The following is a 22150-nucleotide window of genomic DNA, read 5'->3' on the forward strand; positions in this document are numbered from 1 at the left end:
GCGCCTGGAACCGCGCGCGGCGCGAACCACTTCCGGGCCGAGGAGGAGCTCTTTCACGCGGTAGTGGAGGAGGCCCTCGACGGCCACGGGCAGACGCGTCGTCGACGGGATACGAATGGCTGGAATGGGATTGGTGCAAGGGTTGCTCGGACAAGGCAGATTCGAACCGATTCGCGTGGTGACTGAAGTGACTGGCGGGGCCGGCGAGACGAATCGGGAAGAGATTCCCGTGGAGCATGTCGTCGCGCTCCTGCGAGAGCGTGTGTACGGCGCGATGACGTGTTTGGCGACGCTCGCCGTCCTCGTCCGCTATACGGCTCCCGAGACGAGCCCATGGGCGCGGGTCATGGATGTCGCGGTGGCCACCGGCGGGCTCTGGGCGGCGAGCCTGCTGGCCGACTGGGTAGCACACCTCGGCGCGTACCACCGTGCTCCGCGCGGACGGGCAGCGCTGCGGATGGCGACTGCTCGCGGAGTGGAGCAGTCGCCGAGTTTGAGGAATTCGTCAATATTGATGACGCGCGGGTAGTGTAGGGCAAGGTCGGACGGATCAGGAGAAGGGCACGCAGGCATGACCGAGCAGATCGCCGATGCACCGAACCGCCTGGAACGGCGCAAGGCGCGTACCCGCGCCGCACTCGTACGCGCAGCCCAGTCTTTCATGGCGGCAGGGAAACTGACCGCCCCGATTCTCGAGATCACCCAGGCCGCAGATGTCGGAATGGGGTCGTTCTACAACCACTTTCAGACCAAGGAGGAGCTCTTCCACGCGGCAGTGGAGGAGGCCCTCGACCGCCACGGCGCGGTGCTCGACGAACTGACCGCAGATCTGGACGACCCTGCCCAGATCTTTGCGCAGAGCTTTCGTCTGACCGGACGACTGCATCGCAGAAATCCCGAACTGAGCAAAGTTCTGCTCCGCGACGGGCCAAGTCTGGTCAACTCGGACAAAGGCCTCGCGCCGAGAGCCCGCCGCGACATCGAGGCAGCAGCCCGTGCGGGCCGGTTCAGCGTGCGCGATCCCGAACTGGCCCTGACGATCACAGCAGGGGCCGCACTCTGCCTGGGTCAACTGCTGCACGACCACCCCGAACGTGACGACGCGGAGGACACCGACCAAATCACCGAGGATCTGTTGCGCATGTTCGGCATCTCGGCCGACGAAGCCCACGAAATCTGCCGACGCCCCTTACCCGACACCGACGATCAACCCCAAGGCGCAACCGCCACATAGCGTGTCCGCGTCGTCACGATGCTCGCACCGGACCCGTCCCACAATGGGGTTGGGCCGATCCCGGCGAGGGGCCCGTCGATATGCTGCACGCATCCTTAATGCTCACAGCGAAGAGACGGTGATCGAGTTGTCTGATGCGCAACGTGGCCAACCCGGACAAGCTGCACGCCGTGGTGGTCGGCCCGATCCTCCACGTCGGCGCGCAGTAACCGCGGACGCGCACATCGTGTTGCCGACCATCGACGGGCAGTCGTTCGCGTCGTTGCGCCGCCGGGCCACGCCGAGGGCGGAGCGGTACGCGCTCGGCAAACGCCTGCGCAAGCAGACACCGCGGTCCGCGCTCGGCGAGTGGCGCGCACCGGACGATCGCCCCGATGTGGTGGATCAGATCGGTGTGTCGCACCAGGGTCGGGTGGAATCGCTCATACCGGTCAGGGTGGGGCGGATGGCGGCCTCGCCGTACGGTTTTCTGCGCGGCACCGCGATCGTGATGGCCCAGGACCTCGCCGGGCTGCCGGCGACCGGAATCCAGCCGGTGATCTGCGGGGACGCGCATCTGGGCAACTTCGGGTTCTACGCCTCGCCGGAGCGCGACCTGGTGCTGGATCTGAACGACTTCGACGAGGCGCATCCCGGCGGCTGGGAATGGGACCTGCGCCGCTTGACTGCGAGCATCTGGGTGGCGGGCCGGCAGAACTCGGCGACCGAGGGGCAGTGCGAGAGTGCAGTGCAGTCCTGCGTCGCCACCTATCGCGAGCATGTGCGCTGGCTCGCGGAACAACCATTGCTGGCGCGCTCGTTCGAGCGACTCGACCTCGACCGGCTGCAGACGACGGCGTCGGACGAGTCGCTGCGCCACGAGATCACCCGCGCCGCGGAGCGGGCTCGGCGCCGCGTCAGCGACCGGGCGCTGCCCCGATTCACCGAGCAGGACGAAACCGGCCGGCGCATCGTGGAGGAGCCGCCGCTGATCACCCGGGTGCCCGAGGCGGAGGCTGAGCAAATCGCCGCCGGGCTCGACGAATACGTCACCACGCTGCCCAGCCACTGGGCACGACTGCTCAGTGGCTACACCGTCGTCGACGTCGCGCACAAAGTGGTCGGCGTGGGCAGCGTCGGACTGCGTGCCTACGTCGTGCTGTGCGAAGGGAGCAGTGCCGACGACGTGGTGTTCCTGCAGCTCAAGCAGGCACGTCGATCCGTCGTGGCTCGCTTCGTACACGGCGAGTCCGCCTGGCACGACCACCAGGGCCGGCGCGTGGTCGAGTACCAGCAGGCCCTGCAGACCGTCAGCGATCCGTTGCTCGGCTGGACCACGGTGGAGGGTCGGCAGTACTACGTGCGGCAGTTCCGGAACATGAAGGGCGCGGTCCCGATCGACCACCTCAGCGCGGCAGCGCTGACCGACTACGCCGGCATCTGCGGGCGCCTGCTCGCGAAGGGCCACGCGCGGACCAGTGGTGCGTCGATGATCGGCGGCTACGTCGGGAAGTCGGACACGCTCGACGTCGCACTGAGCCGCTTCGCGCACGCCTACGCGGATCAGACCGAACGCGACCACGCGACTTTGGTCGACGCGGTGAAGCGGGGGAAGTTGCCGTGTGAGCCGCCGACGTGAATCGGTGCGTATTTGTCGTCCGGCTTCGCTGCGGCCACCCTCTGGTCGCCCGCCCGTTTCGGCTTGGTGCGGACTCGTAGGTGCTGCCGTCTTGTGGTGGTACTGCTGCCGTCTTGTGGTGGTACGCCCTCCAAGCCGTTCACGATCTGCACGGCCGGCTACCAGCCGAACGAGTTCCATTCGATACGGATCGACATGGTCTCGGTTTACCGATCATGATTGGACTGGTCGTTGGTGGCCTCTTTTCGGAGCCGCAATCGGGGCACTCGTTTCCATGACGGGTTGGAATCTCGTACCGAGAGAACGCACGCGCGCTTGTATCCAAATCATGAGGCTGTCACTCGACTGGTGAAGCTGCCGTGGAATCCGGGGAAGAAGTGCCGGTCCAACCTGGCGACGGCGATGGGTGCGCGGGAGGGGTCGCGGGCGTCGAGAACCACCAGGGCGGAGCGGTGCTCGGCAGCAGCCGGTCGGCCTGCACGAGCCCGCCCACGATAGTGAAGGCAGTTCGGTTCGCTGGCCGCTCGGCTTCGCTACACAGGCTCCGACATCGATCCTTTCCGCTCCACCCGCCCCGAGCACGTTCCCGACAGTGGTCGGCCGGCCGTCACGTCCGGCTTCTCCCCACTCTTCGGGAGACGAGCGCTGATCGTAGATCAGTCCTTCGCTTCGCGGACGTCCTTTCCCTGCTCGGCGAACGCCTTGAAGTCCTGCATGTGCTGTTGCGACTGCTTGCGGAAGGCGCCGGGCATCAGGAGCCCCACCAACCGCATCAGCAAGCCGCTGAACCGGTATTCGCTCTCGCTCACCCAGAGCGTCATCCCCGGACCGGCTTCGGTCAGCCGGTCGCGCACGGCGCTCCACATGCCCACGCCGACGATCTCGCGGTCGAAGTGAACGACGCTCCCCTTCGGAATCCCGCGCAGGTCTGCCGGTTCCCGACGCGTGATGGTCTCGGTGCACTCGATCTTCTGCTTCCCCATCTGCATCACGACCCGCGATGTGGTACCGACCTGCCCGTGCACCCCACTCAGCGGCTCGTGCAGCACCAGACCCCGCAGCCACCTCGGCAGGTGTGCCGAGTCGGCGAGCAGCTGTGCCACTGTCTCCCGCGGCAGGGCGATCTCGATCGAGACGGTGTTCTTCATGGCGGAGCGCTCCTGGGTCCCGAGTAAAGAGGCCCACGCTAGCAGCCTCGCTTCATATTATGAGGTCACGGCATGTTCAACGATCCCCCGGTGCGCGTGGTCGCGGCGGGTGTCGCCCTGTCAGCGGAGGGCGAGGGCGCGCTGCGGCCGGCGTCGCACACGGCGACGTGCGGCTCGCCGAAGCGGTTGTCCACCACGAAGTGGGGGCCCTGGGGCGGCACAGTTGCTCACCGCCGTGTCGTACGTCGGTTCCTGGCATCGGAAGCGCGGGCGGCGGCTCGTGGCGTTCTACGCGGTCATGTACCACGCCGCACTCCGACCGGCCGAAGCCGTGGGCCTACGCGAGAGTGACTGTCACCTGCCGTAAACCGGGTGGGGGCGCCTCACCCTGCGCGGGACGCGGCGCCCCGTCTCGGGGAAGCAGTGGACGGACTCCGGGGCACGACCCCACCGTAAGCGGGTGGGCGCATCGCGCAGATGACTCCAGCCACGCTGTTTCCGAAGACGTCTGCACAAGCGGCCGACTCCTCAGGAGTCCGTGCAGTGAACTATCGACACTGACAGCGGAGGCGAAGGTGCTCGTCGATCAGCGAAAGAGCCGGGATCTGCTCGCGGCCGGGTGTGTAGTGGTGCGGCTACGGGAAGACGCTTTGCCGTCCCTAAGCGTTCGACCATCCCCACTGCCGGGAAATACGGGTGCACTCGATGGTGCCGCGTCCCCGCAAGGTCATGGAAGACATCCGCGACTGGATGCGGGGACTACCAACCGGCCGATAACACGTGGATGGATGGATATGGATGGAGGGGTGTTCACCTATGGCGAGCGGTGATGTGGGGCTTGGTAGCTCCATGAACTGACTCGCCGGTAATCACGCGTACGAGGGGCTACTGATCACACCTGATTCCGCTTGCTGCGGGCACGTTCGCGCACTCCAGGCGAACGGGTGGTTGCTGCAGATGGTTCTGGTGGGCGCAGTGCCGGGGGAGTGGAGTGAGTGGAGTGACTGCTGAAAAAACCTTTCCAGCGTCTCGACCAAAAGGCCAGGTGAGCACACTTTTGCTCGGCAAAATCCCGTCCCAGTGCCTCGACCGTGGATTTCGTGCAGGTGAGGGCCGAAATGGCCGTGACGAACGGCGCCGGGGCCGCTCGATAACAGCACAGCCGGTGATCGCGAAGTTGATCTTGTGTGAACACTGTAATGATCGGAACGGCATTCGGGCTCGGCGCGGGCCTGGTGTGTACCAGTCTGTTTGCCCGGTGGTTGTCGCACCCGGTGCGCTTCACCACGGGGTACGTCGGGTCTAGCGCCTTGCACATGGAATCGGTTGATCCCATGCCGTTCCTGGTTGCCGGCCTGATTGTCAGTGCGTGCCTCGGCGCGTTCGCCGGTTACGCAGCCGCCCAACGCGGTTGGCGGCTGACCCGACACGGTGCCCGATGACGGAGTGCTCGGATGTTCCGGTCCCGGGTCCACGGGGTGAGAACACCGCCCGCGACCGCCGCCTACACCGGGCGTCGGCTCCTTTATGGACGGTGAGCAGCAGGTGATCGAACTGGGTGCGCAGACTCGCGCCGGAGTCAGACGCGGAGCCGGGTATTTGGTCTGCGGGGAGCGCCAAACGCGAACGTCGAACGCCCGGTCGCTGGGGATGCCGTAGACCAGCATCAACAACACCCTCGGCCTGCTCGCTCGACGCGGCAGCGAGAGGATCCTCCACTGAATGATGTTGAAATCCCGCCGCACTCAGCTGACAAATTCGGCTGGAACCTACAGAGGTCGCCCGATGGTGGGTCCTGCCCACGCGCGAGTCAGTGATTCCTCCATCGGGTGGACGGCTTCCTGATGACGATCGGATTGACCGGGGCGCCGGTTCCTTCGACAACCTTCAATGGTGCTGCGGTGTAGAGGAACGAGTACTGGCCGTCGCCGTTGCAGTCCTGGGCCAGTTCGTGCAGGGCGATGATCTCGGCGAAGGTGATTCCGAGGTTGCGCATCAGTGCGTTGTGCAGCGTCAGCCAGACGCCGGAGACCGGGTCGTGGGTGACTTCGTTGGCGATCGTGTCGGTGACGAGATTCGGGATTTCCAGGTCGTTGAACCACGCGACCAGCTCGGGTGAGTACGTCAGACCCGGCTCGTTGAAGTTGTCGTAGAACTCCTCGCGCGGGGTGTTGTAGAAGTATTCGAGCCATCCGGTGTGGACCACCAGGATGTCACGCTTGCGGATCTCGACGCCTTGCTGGGCGACCGGCACCGCCGAGATACACCACGGTCCATGATGTTGACCCGTCGCGCCGGTCCGCGAGGGCCGAGGAAGGTGGGATCCCCCTTGGGGTTGCCGATCTGCACCTGCAACGTGAACGTCTTTCCCTGCCTGACTTCGGCGACGCCGACGAGCGCTTCGCGGGAGCCGAGGTAGTTCAGTGCGCACACCTCGTCGTCGGACCCCCATTTGCCCCAGTTCTTTGGCTGGTCCTCGAGCAACTCGGTGGTGGTCGGAACCCTCGTCGTGCGTCCTGTGTCGGACATGATGGTGACACCTTGGAAGCGGGGAGAGAATCGGTCGGCATTCGGCGACAACTGGTGCTCGCTCTGCGGCTAGGCCATTGGTGCGGGTGCGAAGACGGTGGCGAGGCGGCTGATCGTCCGAGCTCGGGCGAGTTTCGGCAGGTCACTGCCGTTTTCGATGCGCGCACCGTCGACGCCGAGTCGGTCGATGATCTGGCGGGCCCAGTCGATGTCGGTGTCGGTGGGGCTCAGTGCGCGGTTGATGACGGGGGCTTGTCCGGGGTGCATGCACAGCTTGCCTGACATGCCCATGGTGCGGGTCACGGTGAGGGCGTCGGTGAGCGGATCCTCTGCGGTGGTGAGGGTGGGGCCGTCGATGGGGCCGGGCAGACCCGCTGCCCGGCTTGCCACCACCAGCCGTCCCCGGGCATAGGACAGGGCCGGCGCGAGGTCGGCGGCCCCGGTGTCACGGCGGAAGTCATTGCTGCCGAAGGCGATCCGGAAAGTCGGCTGTGCGGAGGCGATGTCGTAGGCGCGTTCGATGCCCAGTGCCGATTCGACGAGTGCCATAACGGGGGTCCGGGCGGGCAATCGGGCGGCGGTCTCGGTGACGTGTTCTGCCGACTCGCATTTGGCGAGCATCACACCCAAGAGCCCGGGTGTTGCCTCGAGTGCGTCGAGGTCGCGGCTCCAGTCCTCGCTTTCGGCCGGGTTGATGCGGACCCAGCCGGTGCCGCCGCGAGAGAACCAGAGGTGGAGGGCTTCTCGTGCCGTGGGTCTCGCGGAGGGGACGACACCGTCTTCGAGGTCATAGATGACGGCGTCGGCCGCTCCGGCGTTGGTCTCGGTGAAGTGTCTGCTGTGGGCGGCCGAGACGAGCAGCCACGATCGGGCATCGGCGGCGGGGATGTCGGTATGGTTCTGCTGTGTCGATGCCATGGGGGTCCTCCGGTGGGTCGTCGTTGTTCTATCGGGACAGCCATCCACCGTCGACGGACAGGGCGGTGCCGGTGACGTACGAGGACGCGGCCGAGGCGAGGAAGACCGCCGCGCCGGCAAGATCCTCCGGCCGTCCCCAGACGCCGGCGGGAATGCGGCGCAGCATGTTCTCCGCCCGGGCGGGGTCCTCGCGGTGCGCGGCGGTGAACTCGGTTTCCATATAGCCGGGGGCGATTGCGTTGACTCGGATGCGGTGTGCGGCCCACTCGTTCGCGAGAGCTCGGGTCAGTCCGAGGATGCCGTGCTTGGAGGCGGCGTAGGACGGGACCTCCATCCCGCCTTGGAAGGAGTTGATCGAGGCGATGTTGATGATGCTGGCGGCGGCGTTGTCGTCGAGGGCGGCCCGTGCGAAGGCCTGGCTGAGCAGGAATGGGGTGGTGAGGTTGAGGTCGAGCACGGCCGACCAGTCCGTGGGCGTGGTTTCGGTCGCCGGCCCACGGCGGATGATGCCGGCGTTGTTGACCAGGATCGTCGGATGCGGGAACTCGGTCCCCGCCCAGGACATCAGCTCTGTCGCGGTTTCCGGCGTCAGGTGACCGAGGTCGGCGGTGCGGGTCGAGCACCGGACTCCCCGGGCACGCACCTCCTTGGCGACCTGGTCGAGGTCGCCGATGTCGACGGCGACGATGTCGGCTCCTGCTTCCGCGAGAGCGATGGCCAGTGCACGGCCCAGGCCGCGCGAGGCCCCGGTCACGAGGGCGGCGTTGCCGTCCAGGCGGAACAGGTCCAGGACCGGGGTGTGGACAGGTGCGTTCATGCGAGAGCTCTTTCTACTCGGATCGGGAGACGACTGGTGGCCGGGCCGGTGTGCGGGGTGAGCACCGCACACCGGCCCGGCGGCTATCAGGTGCGGGTGGCCTCGTCGAGGACCCGGTCGTGTTCGAGGGAGGTGCGGGCGGTTTCCTTGGCGGCGATCACGGCGATGATGGTGATCACGGCCAGGACGGCGAGGTAGATGCTGACGGCGATGGTGTTCTTTTCCTCGACGGTGCCGAGCAGTGCGACCGCGATGACGGGGGCGAGGCCGCCGGCGAAGACGGACGCGAGCTGGTAGCCGAGGGAGGCGCCGCTGTAGCGGACGCTGGTGCCGAACAGTTCGGAGAACATCGCCGCCTGCGGCGCGTACATCAGGGTGGTGAAGATCAGCCCGATGAAGATGGCCGCCGCGATGACGGTTTGGTTTCCGGTGTCGATGAGGGGGAAGAACACGAAGCCCCAGATGCCGGCACCGACTGCGCCGGTGAAGTACAGCGGTCGCCGGCCGACCCGGTCGGACAGGGCGCCGATGATCGGGGTGAGGAAGAACTGCGCGACGGAGGCGATCAGCACACCGGCGATGGCGGCGCTCTTGGGCATATCCAGGTAGGTGACCATGTAGGTCATCACCACGACCGTGAAGATGTAGTACGAGGTGTTCTCCACCAGCCGCAGGCCCATCGCGATGAGGACCTCGCGGGGGTATTTGCGCAGGACCTCGATGATCGGTGCGTGCTCGGCCTTGTGGTTCTCGAGGGCTTTCTTGTTGGCGGCGAAGACCGGGGATTCTTCGATGCTCAGCCGGATCCACAACCCGATGAGAACGAGAACGGCGCTGAGCAGGAAGGGAATTCGCCAGCCCCAGGAATCGAAGGCTTCGTCGCTCTGGAACATGGCCAGCACCCACAGCACCACCGCGGAGAGCAGGTTCCCGAGGGGTACGCCGGCCTGGGTCCACGACGTCCAGAAGCCGCGGCGGTCGTTGTCGCCGTGTTCGGCGGCCATCAGGACCGCTCCGCCCCATTCGCCGCCGACGGCGAAGCCCTGCAGTAGTCGGCAGCCGATCAACAGCAGTGGTGCGGCCATACCGATGCTCGCGAAGGTCGGCAGCAGGCCGATGGCGAAGGTCGCGGCGCCCATCATGAGCAGGCTGACGACCAGCATTTTCTTGCGTCCGAGTTTGTCACCGTAGTGGCCGAAGACGATTCCGCCGAGCGGGCGGGCGAAGAAGCCCACCGCGAACGTGGCGAAGGCGAGCAGGGTGGCGGTGGCCGGTTCGCTGTCGGGGAAGAACAGGGGCCCGAAGACGAGCGCGGCGGCCGAGCCGTAGAGGAAGAAGTCATACCATTCGACGGCCGTGCCGATCATGCTGGCGAAGGCGACCTTGACGATCGAGGTGCGCCCGGCCGCGTGGGTAGCGGGTTCGGCCGCAATGTCGGGTGTGGACATGGCGTGTCCTTTCGGGACAGGGGTGGGGTCCGGTGTGGTCATGGGACGAGCACGACCTTCATGTCGTGGCCGGCCGCGGCGCGTTCGAGCGCCGAAGCCGCATCAGTGAGGGAAATTTCGGTCACCAGTTGTGGCCACGGTGTCGGGTCGGCGGCCATCGCGTCGGCTGCGGCCCGGTAGTCGACCTTGGTCGATCCGTAACTGCCCTGCAGGCGAATCTCCTTGCGGGTGACGGCGTTGAAGTCGACCGGTCCGGTGCGGGCGAACAGGCCGACGACGGAGATGGGGCTGCCGGGCAGGACCGCGGCGATGGCGGCGTCGAGCGCGGCCGTCGAACCGGAGGCGTCGACCCAGGCGGTGGGGATGAACGGTAGCTCGTCCCGGCCGGCGATCACGGTGCGTAGACCGAGCGCGCGGGCGAGCGGCAATCGCGCGTTCTCATCGTTGCCGACCCCGGAGAGCACGACGTCGTGGCCGCGCTGGGCGAGGACGAGGGCGGCCATTGTTCCGATCGGTCCGGGCCCGGACACCACCACCCTGGTGGGGCCGTCGGCGGCGTTCTCGATGTGCGCGACGGCGCGGCAGGCGACCGACAGTGGTTCGGTCAGCGCCAGGGTCGACGCCGGCAGATGCCGGTCGACCTCGACGAGGCGGACCTCGGGGACGACGAACGATTCGGCGGCCGCGCCGTCGAAGGACAATCCGAGCACGGTGCGCCGGGGGCAGATCTGCCGGAAACCACGCTCGCACAGATCGCACACGCCGCAGCCGTCGATGGCAACGGGGACAACGCGTTTGCCGAGCCAGGTCGGGTCGGCGCCCTCGCCGAGGGCTTCGACGTATCCGACCGCCTCGTGTCCGAGCACGACCGGGGGGCGGATCCATTCGTAGCCGGTGTCGTGACGCCAGGCGTGCACGTCGCTGCCGCACAGCCCGCAGGCCTCGGTGCGAACCCGCACCTGTCCCGGGCCCGGTTCGGGCTTGGGCAGATCCTGCACCAGGACGTCGTGGGGAGTGGCACTTCTCTTGGTCAGAGCTCGCATGGGGAACCTGCTAACTTTCGCCCGCTGCCGGGCTGACGGATGAAAGAGGGTGAGATGCCGGCGGACACCGCCCCTGAGTGCCGAGGGCACTCGGTGTGGTTGCGCCATGTCAGGCGGTGTCCGCCGCAGTGTCAGCGGATGAAGCGGTCGACGTAGTCGGCGCCGAGACCGATTTTCTCGTAGTGCGCGCGGGCTTTCTCGATCTTGCTGAACACATCCTCGATGCCGACGGTGTTGCCGTCGACGTCGACGTAGATGTACGCACCGCTCACGTGGAACAGGGTCGCCATCTCGGTCACGTCTTCGGGGACCTCGAGGGTGTGGATGTCGCCGGGCGGCTCGAACGCGTAGGTGCCCTCTTCTGCCCACCAGTCGTACTCGAGGTAATGCCAGCGGCCACGCAGGGTGAACGCGTGCACTGCCCCGGCGTGCCGGTGGCGGGACAGGATGCCCGAGCGGCGCACCCGCAGAATGTTCACGAAATAGCCCTGACTCGCCGACAACACCAGCGGGCGGAACTCGACATCCTGCGACTGCGGAACCCACAGCCGCTCGTCACAGTCCAGATCCAGTGCACCCGGAACGATCAGGTCGTCACTCATCCCGTACGGCTTCGGACCCGTGTAGGGCACAGCCTCTTCATTCTTCATCTCAACGGTGGAACTCACGATGCTCTCCTTTCGCTTAATCGCATAAGTGACGGTACATCGTTGTGTTCCAACGCACAAGCGGTGATGTTTCAGGGCTTCAGCGGGCCGTTAACTGGATAAATGAGCCAAGGCCGGGCAGTCGTCGGAGTTCTTAAGTAGTCATTGGCGGATTTACGGGTAACTTAAACGAATCAGTGCTGCCGCTTGTGCAGGACTCTTCGCGGCGTCACCTCCTGGAAGCATTACTTAACCGCGTAAGCTGGCACGCGTGACTGATACGTCCCGCGGCGCAGGCAGTACGTCCAACGGTGGCCGCTCCCGGCGAGTGACGATGAGCGATGTCGCCCGCAAGGCGGGGGTGTCTGCTGCCGCGGTCTCCTATGCACTCAGCGGGGCGCCCGGGGTCAGCGACGAGAGCCGCCAGCGGATCCTTGCCATCGCCGAGGAGATGGGGTTTCGACCCAGCAGGATCGCCCGGGAACTGCGCTCGGGAACCACGAAAGCAATCGGGTTACTCCTGGCGGACATCGCCAACCCGTTCTACACCGAGGTCGCCGGGGGAGTGGTCGCCGCCGCCGCCGAAGAAGGCTACGAGGTGTTCGTCTCCCACGTCGGCGTGGACGGTTCGCGGCAATCGGACGTCGCGTTCGCGCAGGTCGACCGGAACTGCAGCGGCCTGATCTTCACCTCGCTCGTCGCCGCCGACAAACCACTCCTCGACAAGCTCCGCCACGAGAACATCCCCGTCGTGCAGCTCTACCGGCAGATCGAAGACGAACCGTCCGACTGGGTCGGCATCGACGACTACTCCGCCTCGTTCGAAATGGCCTCCCACGTGGTTGCCACCGGGCGTCGCAAGGTCGCCATCCTCGGCGGCCCGGACACCTCGAGCGTGTCGGTCAACCGCATGAACGGATACCGTGACGCCTTGGCCAAAGCGGGTTTGCGCGCGGTCAACGAACCCGACGTGTGGGGGGAGTTGACCCGACCGGCCGGTGCATTGCGCGCCCGAGCACTCTTCGCCGAACACCCTGAGATAGAGGCCGTCGTCTGCGGTAACGACATGATCGCGCTCGGCGTTCTCGACGTCTCCCGCGAAATCGGCAAGCGCGTGCCGGAAGACCTGGCGCTGACCGGGTTCGACGACATGAGCTTTTCCAGCGCCGGCCCCCTCCAGTTGAGCACCGTGACCGTGCCGCGGGATCTGATGGGCCAACGCGCCGCACGCATGCTTCTTCAACGTCTCGCCGGCGACAAGGGACCCGCACGCAAAGAGCTACTGCCGTACGGGATTCAGGTGCGAGAGACCACCGCACGACGCGTATAGGGCGCGCTCGGCCGAGAAACATTCGAACGTCGGAAGACACGCATCGCACCGAACCGCTTAGGCCTGCGGACTGTCATCTCTCGAGGACGCGCACGGCGGAACCCGCCAGTCCTTTCACTGTGATGCGGTCGCCCCCACCCCGGCGATTCGTCGAGTGGACCCCCTCGTCGGCGGACTCATCGCTCAGATTCGAGGTGCACCGTGACGCCAGGCAGAGGTCGGTGATCCTGTGCCTGTGCCTGTGCCTGTGCCTGTGCCTGTCGCTGCCGCGTGACGTACACGAGCCTGCGCGTAGTGGTCCGCGTTGGTGCGTATGGCAGCCAGTTCCTGTGTTGTCAGAGCACGCCGGACCTTTCCGGGGATGCCGGCGACGAGCGTCCCGGGTGGAATCTGCATTCCCTCGGGGATCAGGGCGTTGGCGGCGATCAGGGTGCCCGCCCCGACGCGGGCGCCGTTCATCACCGTCGCACCCATTCCGACCAGGACGTCGTCGCCGATCGTGCAGCCGTGCAGGATCGCGTTGTGCCCCACCGACACCCCTGTGCCGATGACGAGCGGGAACCCGGGATCTGCGTGGAGGACGCAGCCGTCTTGGATGTTCGTCCGCTCACCGATGTCGATCCTCTCCGCATCGCCGCGGGCCACTGCGCCATACCAGATACCCACCCCCGACCGGATTCGCACAGTTCCTACGACGGTGGCGTTCGGCGCGATCCACACATCCTCTGCGATGTCCTGATCGCCTGGGGTCAGGGAAATCCTCACCGCTGCAGCTCCTCGGTGTCGAGTCGCCGATGATTCGTGCCGGGATAAGGCTGGGCGGATGTGAAGTCGTTCTCGCCGATGCGGTGGACGTGGATGAGGTTGGTGGATCCGACGGTGTGTGGGGGTGAGCCGGCGACGATGACGACGAGGTCGCCGCGCCGGTAGCGGCCCAGCCGGAGGAGGGCGGTGTCGACCTGGCGGATCATCTCGTCGGTCGATTCGACCGGGTCGACGAGGAAGGTTTCGGTGCCCCAGGTGAGGGCGAGTTCGTTGCGCACCTGGGGTACCGGGGTGAATGCCAGCAGCGGCAGCGGGGTGTGGAGCCGGGCGAGTCGTCGCACGGTGTCCCCGGACTGGGTGAACGCCACCAGCGCTGCGGCGCCCAGGCGTTCGCCGATGTCGCGGGCGGCGAACGAGATCACCCCGCCGTGGGTGCGGGGAGTGTGCGTCAGGGCGGGGACGGTGGTGGACTCGCGTTCGACGGCGGAGAGGATCCGCGCCATCGTCGCGACCGTCTCGATCGGATATGCGCCGACGGAGGTTTCACCGGACAGCATCACCGCGTCGGCGCCGTCGAGGACCGCGTTGGCCACATCCGACGCCTCGGCCCGGGTCGGCCGGGAGTTGTCGATCATCGACTCGAGCATCTGCGTGGCCACGATCACCGGTCGAGCGTTCTCCCGCGCGATCTGCACGATCCGCTTCTGCACCAGCGGCACCTGCTCGAGGGGAACCTCCACCCCGAGGTCGCCGCGCGCGACCATGACCGCGTCGAAGGCGCGCACGATCGCCTCGAGGTCGTCAACGGCCTCCGGCTTCTCGATCTTCGCGATCACCGGCACCCGCCGGCCGACCCGGTCCATCACGTCGTGGACCCGGTCGATGTCGGACGGGGACCGCACGAACGACAGGGCGATCAGGTCCACCCCGAGCCGCAGGGCGAACTCGAGGTCGTCGATGTCCTTGTCCGACAGCGCCGGGACGGACACGTTCATCCCAGGCAGGGAAACGCCCTTGTTGTTGCTGATCGGGCCGCCCTCGGTGACCCGGCACACGACGTCGTTGCCGTCGACGTCGATGACGGTCAGTGCGATCTTGCCGTCGTCGACCAGCAGTCGGTCACCGGGCCGCGCGTCCTGGGCGAGGTGGGTATAGGTGGTCGAGACCCGGTCGTGGGTGCCCGCGCAGTCCTCGACGGTGATCCGGACCTGTTCGCCGGTCGCCCACACCGCCCCGCCGTCGGCGAAGCGGCCGAGGCGGATCTTCGGTCCCTGCAGGTCCGCGAGGATTCCCACGGCTCGGCCGGTGTTGTCGGCTGCGGCGCGGACGCGGCGGTAGTTGGCTTCGTGGTCGGTGTGGTCGCCGTGGCTGAAGTTCAGTCGGGCGATGTCCATCCCGGTTTCGACGAGTGTGCGGGTGCGCTCGTCCGTGGCGGTGGCGGGCCCGAGCGTGCACACGATCTTCGCGCGCCGCAGTGATGACAGGGCGGTGGCGTCGAGGTAAGGGGTGGTGCGGCGTTCCGCAACTGCCGAGTCGAGAGTGGTATCCATTGGTCTCCTTGGAAGTCGCGGCTAGGGCGTGGGGGTAGGGGCGGGTGCGGCGCCGATCGTGCCGAGTCTGCGGGCCGGTCGAGAAGACCACCGGCCGTGGGCGATGCCCGCACCGGCCTGCTCCAGAAGGCTTTCCGCATTGGCCATGCAGCGGCTTTCGTCGGGTTCGAGATCGGTGAGGGTGTACACAGCATCCAAGCCGGCGGCGCGGGCGTCGTCGGCGGTGACGACGCAACGGCCCGCCACGGCTACCGCTGGTACCCCGACCTGCCGGGCGGCCCGGGCGACGCCGACGGGGCCCTTGCCGCGCAGGCTCTGCCCATCGAGAGATCCCTCTCCCACGACGACGCACGCCGCCCCCCGCACCACCTCGGAGAACGAGGTCAGTTCCAGGAGGAGGTCGATACCCGAGGTCAGCCGCGCTCCGAGGATCGCGGCCATGGCGAACGCCAATCCGCCTGCCGCCCCCACACCGGGCCGGTCCCGAACATCCCGGCCGACAGCCTGCTCGACCACGTCGGCCCAGCGGCCCAGTGCGTGATCGAGTCGGGCCACGGTGTGCGGGTCGGCACCCTTTTGCGGCCCGTAGACCGCCGCCGCGCCGTGCCGCCCGGTGAGTGGGTTGTCGACGTCGCAGGCAACGATCACCTCGATGTCCCGCAGCCGCGGATCGAGCGAATCGACGTCGAGGACGTCCGCGGCGGCCAGGTCCTGGCCGCACGGGTAGAGCGGGTCCCCGTCGGCATCGAGGATGCGCGCCCCGAGCGCACTCAGCGCGCCGGCGCCGCCGTCGGTGGACGCACTGCCGCCGACGCCGAGGACGATCCGCTGCGCCCCTCGGTCGAGTGCATCCACCATCAGCTGCCCGACACCGCGGGTGGACGCCGTCCGTGCGGTGGTGGGGGTCGGCCCATGGTGACCGAGGTGGGACAGGCCCGCCGCTGAGGCCATCTCGATCACCGCGGTATCACCCCGCAGCGCATAGGTTGCGGTGAGCGTCTGCTGCAGTGGCCCAGTGACCGGGCACGTGACGGCTGTGTAGCCCTGCCTGATCATCACCTCGACCGTGCCCTCGCCGCCGTCGGCGATCGGGAACTCGACCACCGTCAAGTTCGGTGCGGCGGAACGCAACCCGCGCGCGACGGCGGCTGCGGCGCACGCTGCCGTAGCGGAGCCCTTGAACTTGTCGGGCGCCACCACCACATGGCCGGTGGCCCTTAGTACGGACGGAGTACTCACCCGTTCCCCTTCGGTGCTCGAGAAGGCCTGCGACATAGAGGAATCAGAACGCCACTGAGGACGAACCCTTGAGACCCAGATGCGCACGTGCCTCATCCGGTGTCGCGGGGGTGCGGTCGAACATCGAGGCCAGGTCCGCCACCTTCGTCACCAATTGCGCATTGGAGGTGGCCTGCTCGCGCTTGCTCACGCGGAGGTTGTCCTCGAGACCGACTCGAACGTTGCCGCCGAGCATCAAGGACATTGCGGCAAGGTTGAACTCACCGCGGTAGCCCACTCCGGCGGCCGACCAGGTGAACGAATCCTTGCCGAGAACACGCTCGGCAGTGCGCAGCATGTGGATGAGCTGGTCGGGTTCGGCGGCATTCGCACCGAGGACGCCGAGCACGAACTGCAGGTTGAACGGCGCCTCGAGTACCCCGTCCTTGACCAACTGCTCGAGGTTGTAGATCTGGCCGACATCGTAGACCTCGATCTCCGGGCGGGTATCGGACTGGCGCATCTGCTCGGCCATGTAGGTCATGTCGGCAAAAGTGTTCCTGAAGATGTAATCGGTGGTGCCCTCCAGGTATTCGCGCTCCCAGTCGGCGAACGGCAAATCACGGGCGGCGACAGGGAACAAGCCGAAGTTGAAGCTGCCGGCGTTGAAGGTTGCCATCTCGGGGCGGAACTTCAGGACCGAGGCGCGCTCTTCGACGGTCATCCCGCGGCCACCGCCCGTGGTGGGCTGAAGGACGGCGTCGGTGTGCTTGCGCAGCTCGGACAGGGCGCGTTCGAACAAATCGAGGTCGGCGACGGGGCGTCCGGTCGTTTCTTCGCGCACGTGCACGTGCAGGACGGAGGCGCCGGCCTCGGCGGCCTTGACACCCTCCTCGACGATCTGGTCGACGGTGATCGGGATGGCCTTGCTCTGGGCGGGGACGGTCATGCCGCCGGTCAGCGCACAGGTGATGATGACTGTGTCGTTCATGATGTTTCGGCTCCTGGATAGGGATTGGGTAGGGCGGGTGGTGGCGGTGTTGTCAGGCGGGAACGGTGGCCAGCGCCGTCAGGGTGTCGCGGCCCGGCGTGCGGAGGCCGCGTTCGCAGTCGTGCACGAGCTCGACGATGCGGGTGTTCAGCGGGCTGGGAATACCGGCGGATGCGGCGGTCGCGGCGACGCCGCCGTTGATGACGTCGACCTCGGTAATCGCGCCGCGTTCGAGGTCTTGGAGCATCGATGCCTTGGTCGCCCCGAGTCGGTTCATCAGGATGGCCAGTGCGGCGTCGGCGCGACTGAGGTCGTCGCCGGACCGGACCACGAGCTGCTCGGGCCGGACGCCCACGATCTCGTCGAGATCGACACCGATTGCGGTCGCGACGTCGTATGCCTCGGTCCACAGCCGGTAGGCGACTTCCCGCCCGAGCGGATCGGAAACGATGTCGCGGTAGAGCAGTCCGGTGACCGCACCGAGTCCGGAGAAGGTGCTGTTGAGCAGCAGCTTCGACCAGATCTGCCCGACGATGCGGTGGGAGATGTGCACCTCGGCCGCCGCGCCGAGGATACGAGCCAGGCGCTCGATGCGTTCGGTACTGCGGCCGTCGACCTCCCCCACGACGAACGGTGCGACGGTGGTCTGGGCGAGATGACCGGCGCCGAGGTTCGTCGCGCCCCACTCGGTAATACCGATGACCAACCGATCCGCGCCGACCATGGCCTGAACATTGTTCTGTACCAGCCCGTTTCCGAGAGAGACGTAGGTGTCGACCAGGCCGCCACGGACGAGTGGGGTCAGTGCCACATCCAGATAGGGTGCCTTGAGGGTGACGAGCGCGTAGTCGAAGCGTCCCTCGAGGTCGTCGGCGGTATCGACGGCAGCGATCGTGATGTGCGAGGTGACGCCGAGTTCGTCGAACCGGAGACCGGGGGAGTTCATCAGCCGGACGTGTTCGGTGTTGGCGTCGAGTACGACGACGTCGTGGCCGGCGCGGGCGAGATGGGCGGCGGTGACTCCGCCGATGGCCCCCGCGCCGACGATGAGAATGCGCTCATTCATGCTTTGACCTGGCTTTCTTTCTTGTTGCCGTTCATCTGGGGGTCCTGGATTTTGAGGTTGAGGCTGACCGCGGCGCCGACGGCGACGAGGGCGATGACGAACCACAGCCCTGCCGACGGGTTGTCGGTGGCCGTTTCGATGAGTCCCATCGCGAAGGGGCCCACGAAGCCGCCGAGGATGCCGAGGGTGTTGACCAAAGCCAATCCGCCCGCCAAGGCGGCGCCGGCGAGGCGGGACGCGGGCACGGCGAAGAGAATCGACTGGACGACGAAGAAGGTGGCGGCCGCGATACAGAATCCGACCAGGGCCAGTGCCGGGCTCGAGACGGCACCGATCGTGAATCCGACGACCATGGACGTCATTCCGCCGAAGAGGATCTTGCGGGAGCGTCGACCGTCGGTGGCGTACAGGGGCAGGACGAGGGTGCCGATCGCCGCCGCCACCCACGGGAGGGCGGTGAGCAACCCGATGGTCAGGTCCGACATCTCCCCCCACTCGCCGATGATGCTGGGTAGGAAGTAGGTGAGGCTGTAGACCGCGATCTGATGCGTGAAGTACACCGCGATGACCAGCAGAATCTGCTTGTCCTTGAAGACGCCGGCGAACGAGTGCGTGCCCGAGGCGGCGGCGCCCTCCTGTTGTTCCTTGGCCAGACGGGCGGTAAGGTCGCGGGCCTGCTTCGGGTCGAGCCACTTCGCGTCGAGAGGACCGTTGGGCAGGTATTTGAACACCACGACGGCAAGGATCACTGCCGGAATTCCCTCGAGGACGAACATCCACTGCCAGCCGTGCCAGCCGAACAGCCCATCCAATCCGAGCAGTGCGCCACCGATGGGCGCTCCCAGGATGTTTGCCAGGCAGACCGCGACCAGGAACGACCCGTTCGCGCGGGCACGTTGTTCCCGGCCGAACCAATAGGTGAGGTAGAGCATCACGCCGGGGAACAGCCCCGCCTCGGCCGCACCGAGAAGCACTCGCAGGATGTAGAAGGAGGTGGGACCTTCGACGAATGCCATCGCCGCCGAGAGCAGACCCCACGTGACCATAATGCGGGTGATCCACAGCCGGGCGCCGACTCGGTACATGATGAGGTTGCTCGGCACCTCGCACAGCGAATACGCGAGGAAAAACAATCCCGCACCCAAACCGTATGCGGCGGCGGAAATTCCCAGATCGGCTTCGAGATGATGTTTGGCCAGGCCGATGTTGGTGCGGTCGATGAACGCGATGATGTACGCGGCGATCAGCAGCGGCATCAGTTTGCGGAAGATGAGCCTGTTCAGTTCTTCACCGGGAGGCGCGGAGGCCGCCGGAGTGTGGTTTTCAGACATGGCAAAGCCCTTCTCAGGGTGTCGAGAGGTGGTCCCCGTGAGCGGAGCGCTCCGGAGAACTCGGTCGGGAGGACCCCCGGATGGTGTGAGAAACGACAGTCCGGGTGGGGAATGAAGTTGGTTCTGGCACGCTCGGGAGGCGGGCCCGGCCACTAGGGGGTGGCCGTGGGATCCTTTCGTGGGCATCCGCAGGTGATACCGATGCGGAGTTGGTGGGCGCGAAGAACGGACTGGTACGAGCCCCCGGCACCGTCGATCCGGCGGGTGAGAAGCTCGAGAGCCTGCTCGGCCATCTCTCGCCGCGGCTGGTTGACGGTGGTCAATTCGACCAACGGGGAGGCTCCGGGGAAGAGGCCGTCGAAACCGGTGACGGCGACATCACCGGGCACGGTGATCGAGTGCGCACGCAGGGCGCTGATCGCGCCGAGCGCAATAGCGTCGCTGCCACAGACGATCACCCTCGGGAGGGCCTTGTGCGCGAGGAGTTTTTCGACCGCCGCATAACCGCCCTGCTCACTGAGGTAGGTGCTGATGCGATGCGAGGCGATACTGCGAATGCCATGAGCTTCGGCAGTACGTGTAAACCCCTCCTCCCGGGCGGCAGACGCACTCGAGGTGCGCGGCCCTACAATCGTGACGATGTCCCGATACCCGTGCCCGACAACGTGTTCCATCATCTCCGACGCCGCAGCTCGGTCATCGATTCCGACGAAGTCGGCCTCGACCCGTTCGATGCGCCGGGACAGCTGGATCAGCGGGATACGGGCGCTGCGCAGCGACCGGACGACGTCACCGTCGTCGGGGTGCAGGACGGTGACCACGACACCGTCGACGTGCCGTGCGATCATCGCGTCCACGACGGACCGCAGCGTGTCGGGATCTTCCTGCGTGTGGGCAAGGAACACCTCGTACCCGCGGGCGCGGGCGGCGTCGATGGTCCCCGCCGCGATCTCGGTATAGAACGGGTTGGCGATATCGGTCAGCACGAGCCCGATCACCCGGGACTGATGCGAGCGGAGACGGTTCGCGCGGGCACTCGAGGTGTGTCCGAGCTCCTCCGCGACCTCGAGAACCCGTTCCCGAGTCTCCTCCGACACCCCCGATCGCCCGTTCATCACGTAGGAGACGGTGGCCGGCGAGACGCCGACCGCACGCGCGACATCGGCCGCGGACACCCGAGGGGGCCGCTGCCTGCCGCTGCCTACATTGGCTGTTCTCACTGGTTCACCTCCTCCTCACTGATCGGATACATCGACGTTAAGTGTGACCCGAATCATTAAGCAACGTTAAGTTGAAAGACTCCCTTGGCGCCCGTTGGAGGGGCCGTGACCGCGCATGCAGAGCGTGCCGAAGTGACGGCAAGGGTCAGACGGTTCGCGAATGATGCACGTCACAACTTAACGTTGCTGAACTTGACCGGTGCTTCTAGCGTTCTTCCCCGCGCCGCTCGTGGCGCACCGTCCGCGCCCTGCCTTTTTACCGCCCATGAAATGGAGCAGCCCATGCCCGACATCGCTACGGTCAGGACTCCGTCAGAGCCGAGGAGTACGACCATGCGCAGTAGTTTCAGCATCGACGTCGTCGCAGATCTGAAGACCACGCTTGGCGAGGGACCGCTGTGGGATGTCGAGCAGCAACTTCTCTATTGGATCGACAGCGCGGAGGGCAGAATCTTCCGCTCGACGGCACAGGGATCACACATCCGGGCATGGGAGGTCGGCCAGAAGATCGGGTCCATGGCAGTGTGCCAGGATGGCGCGAACGCGCTTGTCGCTCTGCAAAACGGGCTCTGGAACCTCGACCTGCAGACGGGCCACCTCGCAGCCCTGGTCGATCCCGAACCGGGCCTGCCGAACAACCGCCTCAACGACGGCAAGGTGGACCGGGCCGGCCGCTTCGTCTTCGGCTCGATGGACACCCTCGAAGATTCGCCCAGCGGCAGGCTCTACAGCTACAGCCCCGACGGATCCCTCGCTGTCCTGGACGAGGGCATCACCGTCTCCAACGGACCGTGCTGGAGCCCGGACGGCAGGACGCTCTACTTCTCCGACACCTGGACCGGCGAAATCTGGGCCTATGACTACGACCTCGCCACCGGTGAAGTCGCCAACCGCCGCACCTTCGCCCACGTCGACACCAGTTTCGGCGGCGCGGCGGACGGGGCGACCGTCGACGCGGACGGCTACCTCTGGCAAGCCCTGGTCTACGGCGGCAGGATCATCCGATACGCGCCGGATGGAACGGTCGACCGCACCATCGACTTCCCCGTACTCAAGCCGACCAGTGTCATGTTCGGTGGACCGAACCTCGACACCCTGTTCGTCACTTCGATGGCGAAACCGCCGCTGCCCAGATTCCCCGACGACGGACAACTGCGCGGATCCCTGTTCGCCATCCACGGCCTCGGCGTACGTGGCGTCCGGGAACACCGCTTCGGCGCATAGCGCCGAGCACGCACAGACCAAGGACACCTCATGGCACGCCCCTCACGACGCGG

General features: G+C 66.5%; 18 protein-coding genes and 2 pseudogenes. 5 read left to right on the plus strand and 15 right to left on the minus strand.

The genetic code is table 11. The features are described 5' to 3' along the window. Positions 1-124 precede the first annotated feature (124 nt). The 3 genes and pseudogenes from QM693_RS07755 to QM693_RS07765 all read left to right on the plus strand — a co-directional run. Positions 125-475, plus strand: a pseudogene (locus QM693_RS07755) (hypothetical protein); the annotation flags it as partial. A 96-nt stretch (positions 476-571) separates the two neighbouring features. Continuing rightward, a complete protein-coding gene (locus QM693_RS07760) occupies positions 572-1234 on the plus strand; it encodes a TetR/AcrR family transcriptional regulator (protein WP_280780184.1) in 663 nt (220 codons plus the stop codon). A 226-nt stretch (positions 1235-1460) separates the two neighbouring features. Then, entirely contained in the window at positions 1461-2852 is a 1392-nt protein-coding gene (locus QM693_RS07765; protein ID WP_283351912.1) for a DUF2252 domain-containing protein, read from the plus strand. 326 nt (positions 2853-3178) lie between these two features. Here the strand turns inward: QM693_RS07765 and QM693_RS37800 are convergent, their stop codons facing one another. The 8 genes and pseudogenes from QM693_RS37800 to QM693_RS07800 form a co-directional block, all read right to left on the minus strand. Next, positions 3179-3292, minus strand: coding sequence for a carotenoid oxygenase family protein (locus QM693_RS37800; protein WP_280780186.1), 114 nt, complete (start codon positions 3290-3292; stop codon positions 3179-3181). A gap of 216 nt (positions 3293-3508) precedes the next feature. Next, positions 3509-4000: an SRPBCC family protein gene (locus QM693_RS07770; protein WP_283351913.1), complete on the minus strand. Its 492-nt coding sequence runs from the start codon at positions 3998-4000 to the stop codon at positions 3509-3511. 1810 nt (positions 4001-5810) lie between these two features. After that, positions 5811-6529: pseudogene (locus tag QM693_RS07775) on the minus strand (cyclase family protein). A gap of 69 nt (positions 6530-6598) precedes the next feature. After that, positions 6599-7447, minus strand: a complete 849-nt coding sequence (locus QM693_RS07780) for an HpcH/HpaI aldolase/citrate lyase family protein (RefSeq protein ID WP_283351914.1) — start codon at positions 7445-7447, stop codon at positions 6599-6601. 28 nt (positions 7448-7475) lie between these two features. Further along, positions 7476-8264: an SDR family oxidoreductase gene (locus QM693_RS07785; protein WP_280780189.1), complete on the minus strand. Its 789-nt coding sequence runs from the start codon at positions 8262-8264 to the stop codon at positions 7476-7478. 86 nt (positions 8265-8350) lie between these two features. Beyond that, positions 8351-9712, minus strand: a complete 1362-nt coding sequence (locus QM693_RS07790; RefSeq protein WP_283351915.1) for an MFS transporter — start codon at positions 9710-9712, stop codon at positions 8351-8353. A 38-nt stretch (positions 9713-9750) separates the two neighbouring features. Beyond that, positions 9751-10755, minus strand: coding sequence for an alcohol dehydrogenase catalytic domain-containing protein (locus QM693_RS07795; RefSeq protein ID WP_283334984.1), 1005 nt, complete (start codon positions 10753-10755; stop codon positions 9751-9753). Between the two features lie 131 nt (positions 10756-10886). After that, positions 10887-11423: a 2,4'-dihydroxyacetophenone dioxygenase family protein gene (locus tag QM693_RS07800; RefSeq protein WP_280780192.1), complete on the minus strand. Its 537-nt coding sequence runs from the start codon at positions 11421-11423 to the stop codon at positions 10887-10889. A 250-nt stretch (positions 11424-11673) separates the two neighbouring features. Between QM693_RS07800 and QM693_RS07805 the strand changes: the two genes are divergently transcribed. Further along, the gene (locus QM693_RS07805; protein ID WP_283351916.1) at positions 11674-12732 is read left to right on the plus strand and encodes a LacI family DNA-binding transcriptional regulator; all 1059 of its coding nucleotides are present in this window, start codon (positions 11674-11676) and stop codon (positions 12730-12732) included. 183 nt (positions 12733-12915) lie between these two features. Here the strand turns inward: QM693_RS07805 and QM693_RS07810 are convergent, their stop codons facing one another. The 7 genes from QM693_RS07810 to QM693_RS07840 form a co-directional block, all read right to left on the minus strand. Then, complete coding sequence (locus tag QM693_RS07810; protein WP_283351917.1) at positions 12916-13497, minus strand: gamma carbonic anhydrase family protein; 582 nt, start codon at positions 13495-13497, stop codon at positions 12916-12918. After that, the gene (pyk, locus tag QM693_RS07815) at positions 13494-15047 is read right to left on the minus strand and encodes a pyruvate kinase (protein WP_283351918.1); all 1554 of its coding nucleotides are present in this window, start codon (positions 15045-15047) and stop codon (positions 13494-13496) included. Before pyk ends, QM693_RS07810 begins: the two co-directional genes overlap by 4 nt. 21 nt (positions 15048-15068) lie before the next feature. Then, positions 15069-16286 carry a glycerate kinase gene (locus tag QM693_RS07820; protein ID WP_283351919.1) on the minus strand — a complete coding sequence of 406 codons (1218 nt, stop codon included), beginning with the start codon at positions 16284-16286 and terminating at the stop codon, positions 15069-15071. Between the two features lie 43 nt (positions 16287-16329). Then, positions 16330-17256 carry a beta-keto acid cleavage family enzyme gene (locus QM693_RS07825; RefSeq protein WP_283351920.1) on the minus strand — a complete coding sequence of 309 codons (927 nt, stop codon included), beginning with the start codon at positions 17254-17256 and terminating at the stop codon, positions 16330-16332. A gap of 52 nt (positions 17257-17308) precedes the next feature. Further along, entirely contained in the window at positions 17309-18322 is a 1014-nt protein-coding gene (locus QM693_RS07830) for a ketopantoate reductase family protein (RefSeq protein WP_283351921.1), read from the minus strand. Beyond that, the gene (locus tag QM693_RS07835; protein WP_283351922.1) at positions 18319-19653 is read right to left on the minus strand and encodes an MFS transporter; all 1335 of its coding nucleotides are present in this window, start codon (positions 19651-19653) and stop codon (positions 18319-18321) included. The genes QM693_RS07830 and QM693_RS07835 overlap by 4 nt, the downstream gene beginning before the upstream one ends. A gap of 152 nt (positions 19654-19805) precedes the next feature. After that, the gene (locus QM693_RS07840; protein ID WP_283351923.1) at positions 19806-20873 is read right to left on the minus strand and encodes a LacI family DNA-binding transcriptional regulator; all 1068 of its coding nucleotides are present in this window, start codon (positions 20871-20873) and stop codon (positions 19806-19808) included. A gap of 333 nt (positions 20874-21206) precedes the next feature. Here QM693_RS07840 and QM693_RS07845 point away from each other — a divergent pair, with 333 nt between their 5' ends. Continuing rightward, the gene (locus QM693_RS07845; protein WP_283351924.1) at positions 21207-22097 is read left to right on the plus strand and encodes an SMP-30/gluconolactonase/LRE family protein; all 891 of its coding nucleotides are present in this window, start codon (positions 21207-21209) and stop codon (positions 22095-22097) included. Positions 22098-22150: the final 53 nt, after the last annotated feature.

The organism is Rhodococcus sp. IEGM 1305 (assembly GCF_030058635.1).
GTDB classification, from domain to species: domain Bacteria; phylum Actinomycetota; class Actinomycetes; order Mycobacteriales; family Mycobacteriaceae; genus Rhodococcus_F; species Rhodococcus_F opacus_D.

Excerpts from the sequence above, each read along its gene's own strand:
- QM693_RS07760 (WP_280780184.1), top strand. The coding sequence starts at position 572 with ATGACCGAGCAGATCGCCGATGCACCGAACCGCCTGGAACGGCGCAAG.
- QM693_RS07770 (WP_283351913.1), bottom strand. The coding sequence starts at position 4,000 with ATGAAGAACACCGTCTCGATCGAGATCGCCCTGCCGCGGGAGACAGTG.
- QM693_RS07780 (WP_283351914.1), bottom strand. The coding sequence starts at position 7,447 with ATGGCATCGACACAGCAGAACCATACCGACATCCCCGCCGCCGATGCC.
- QM693_RS07785 (WP_280780189.1), bottom strand. The coding sequence starts at position 8,264 with ATGAACGCACCTGTCCACACCCCGGTCCTGGACCTGTTCCGCCTGGAC.
- QM693_RS07790 (WP_283351915.1), bottom strand. The coding sequence starts at position 9,712 with ATGTCCACACCCGACATTGCGGCCGAACCCGCTACCCACGCGGCCGGG.
- QM693_RS07795 (WP_283334984.1), bottom strand. The coding sequence starts at position 10,755 with ATGCGAGCTCTGACCAAGAGAAGTGCCACTCCCCACGACGTCCTGGTG.
- pyk (WP_283351918.1), bottom strand. The coding sequence starts at position 15,047 with ATGGATACCACTCTCGACTCGGCAGTTGCGGAACGCCGCACCACCCCT.
- QM693_RS07825 (WP_283351920.1), bottom strand. The coding sequence starts at position 17,256 with ATGAACGACACAGTCATCATCACCTGTGCGCTGACCGGCGGCATGACC.
- QM693_RS07830 (WP_283351921.1), bottom strand. The coding sequence starts at position 18,322 with ATGAATGAGCGCATTCTCATCGTCGGCGCGGGGGCCATCGGCGGAGTC.
- QM693_RS07835 (WP_283351922.1), bottom strand. The coding sequence starts at position 19,653 with ATGTCTGAAAACCACACTCCGGCGGCCTCCGCGCCTCCCGGTGAAGAA.
- QM693_RS07845 (WP_283351924.1), top strand. The coding sequence starts at position 21,207 with ATGCGCAGTAGTTTCAGCATCGACGTCGTCGCAGATCTGAAGACCACG.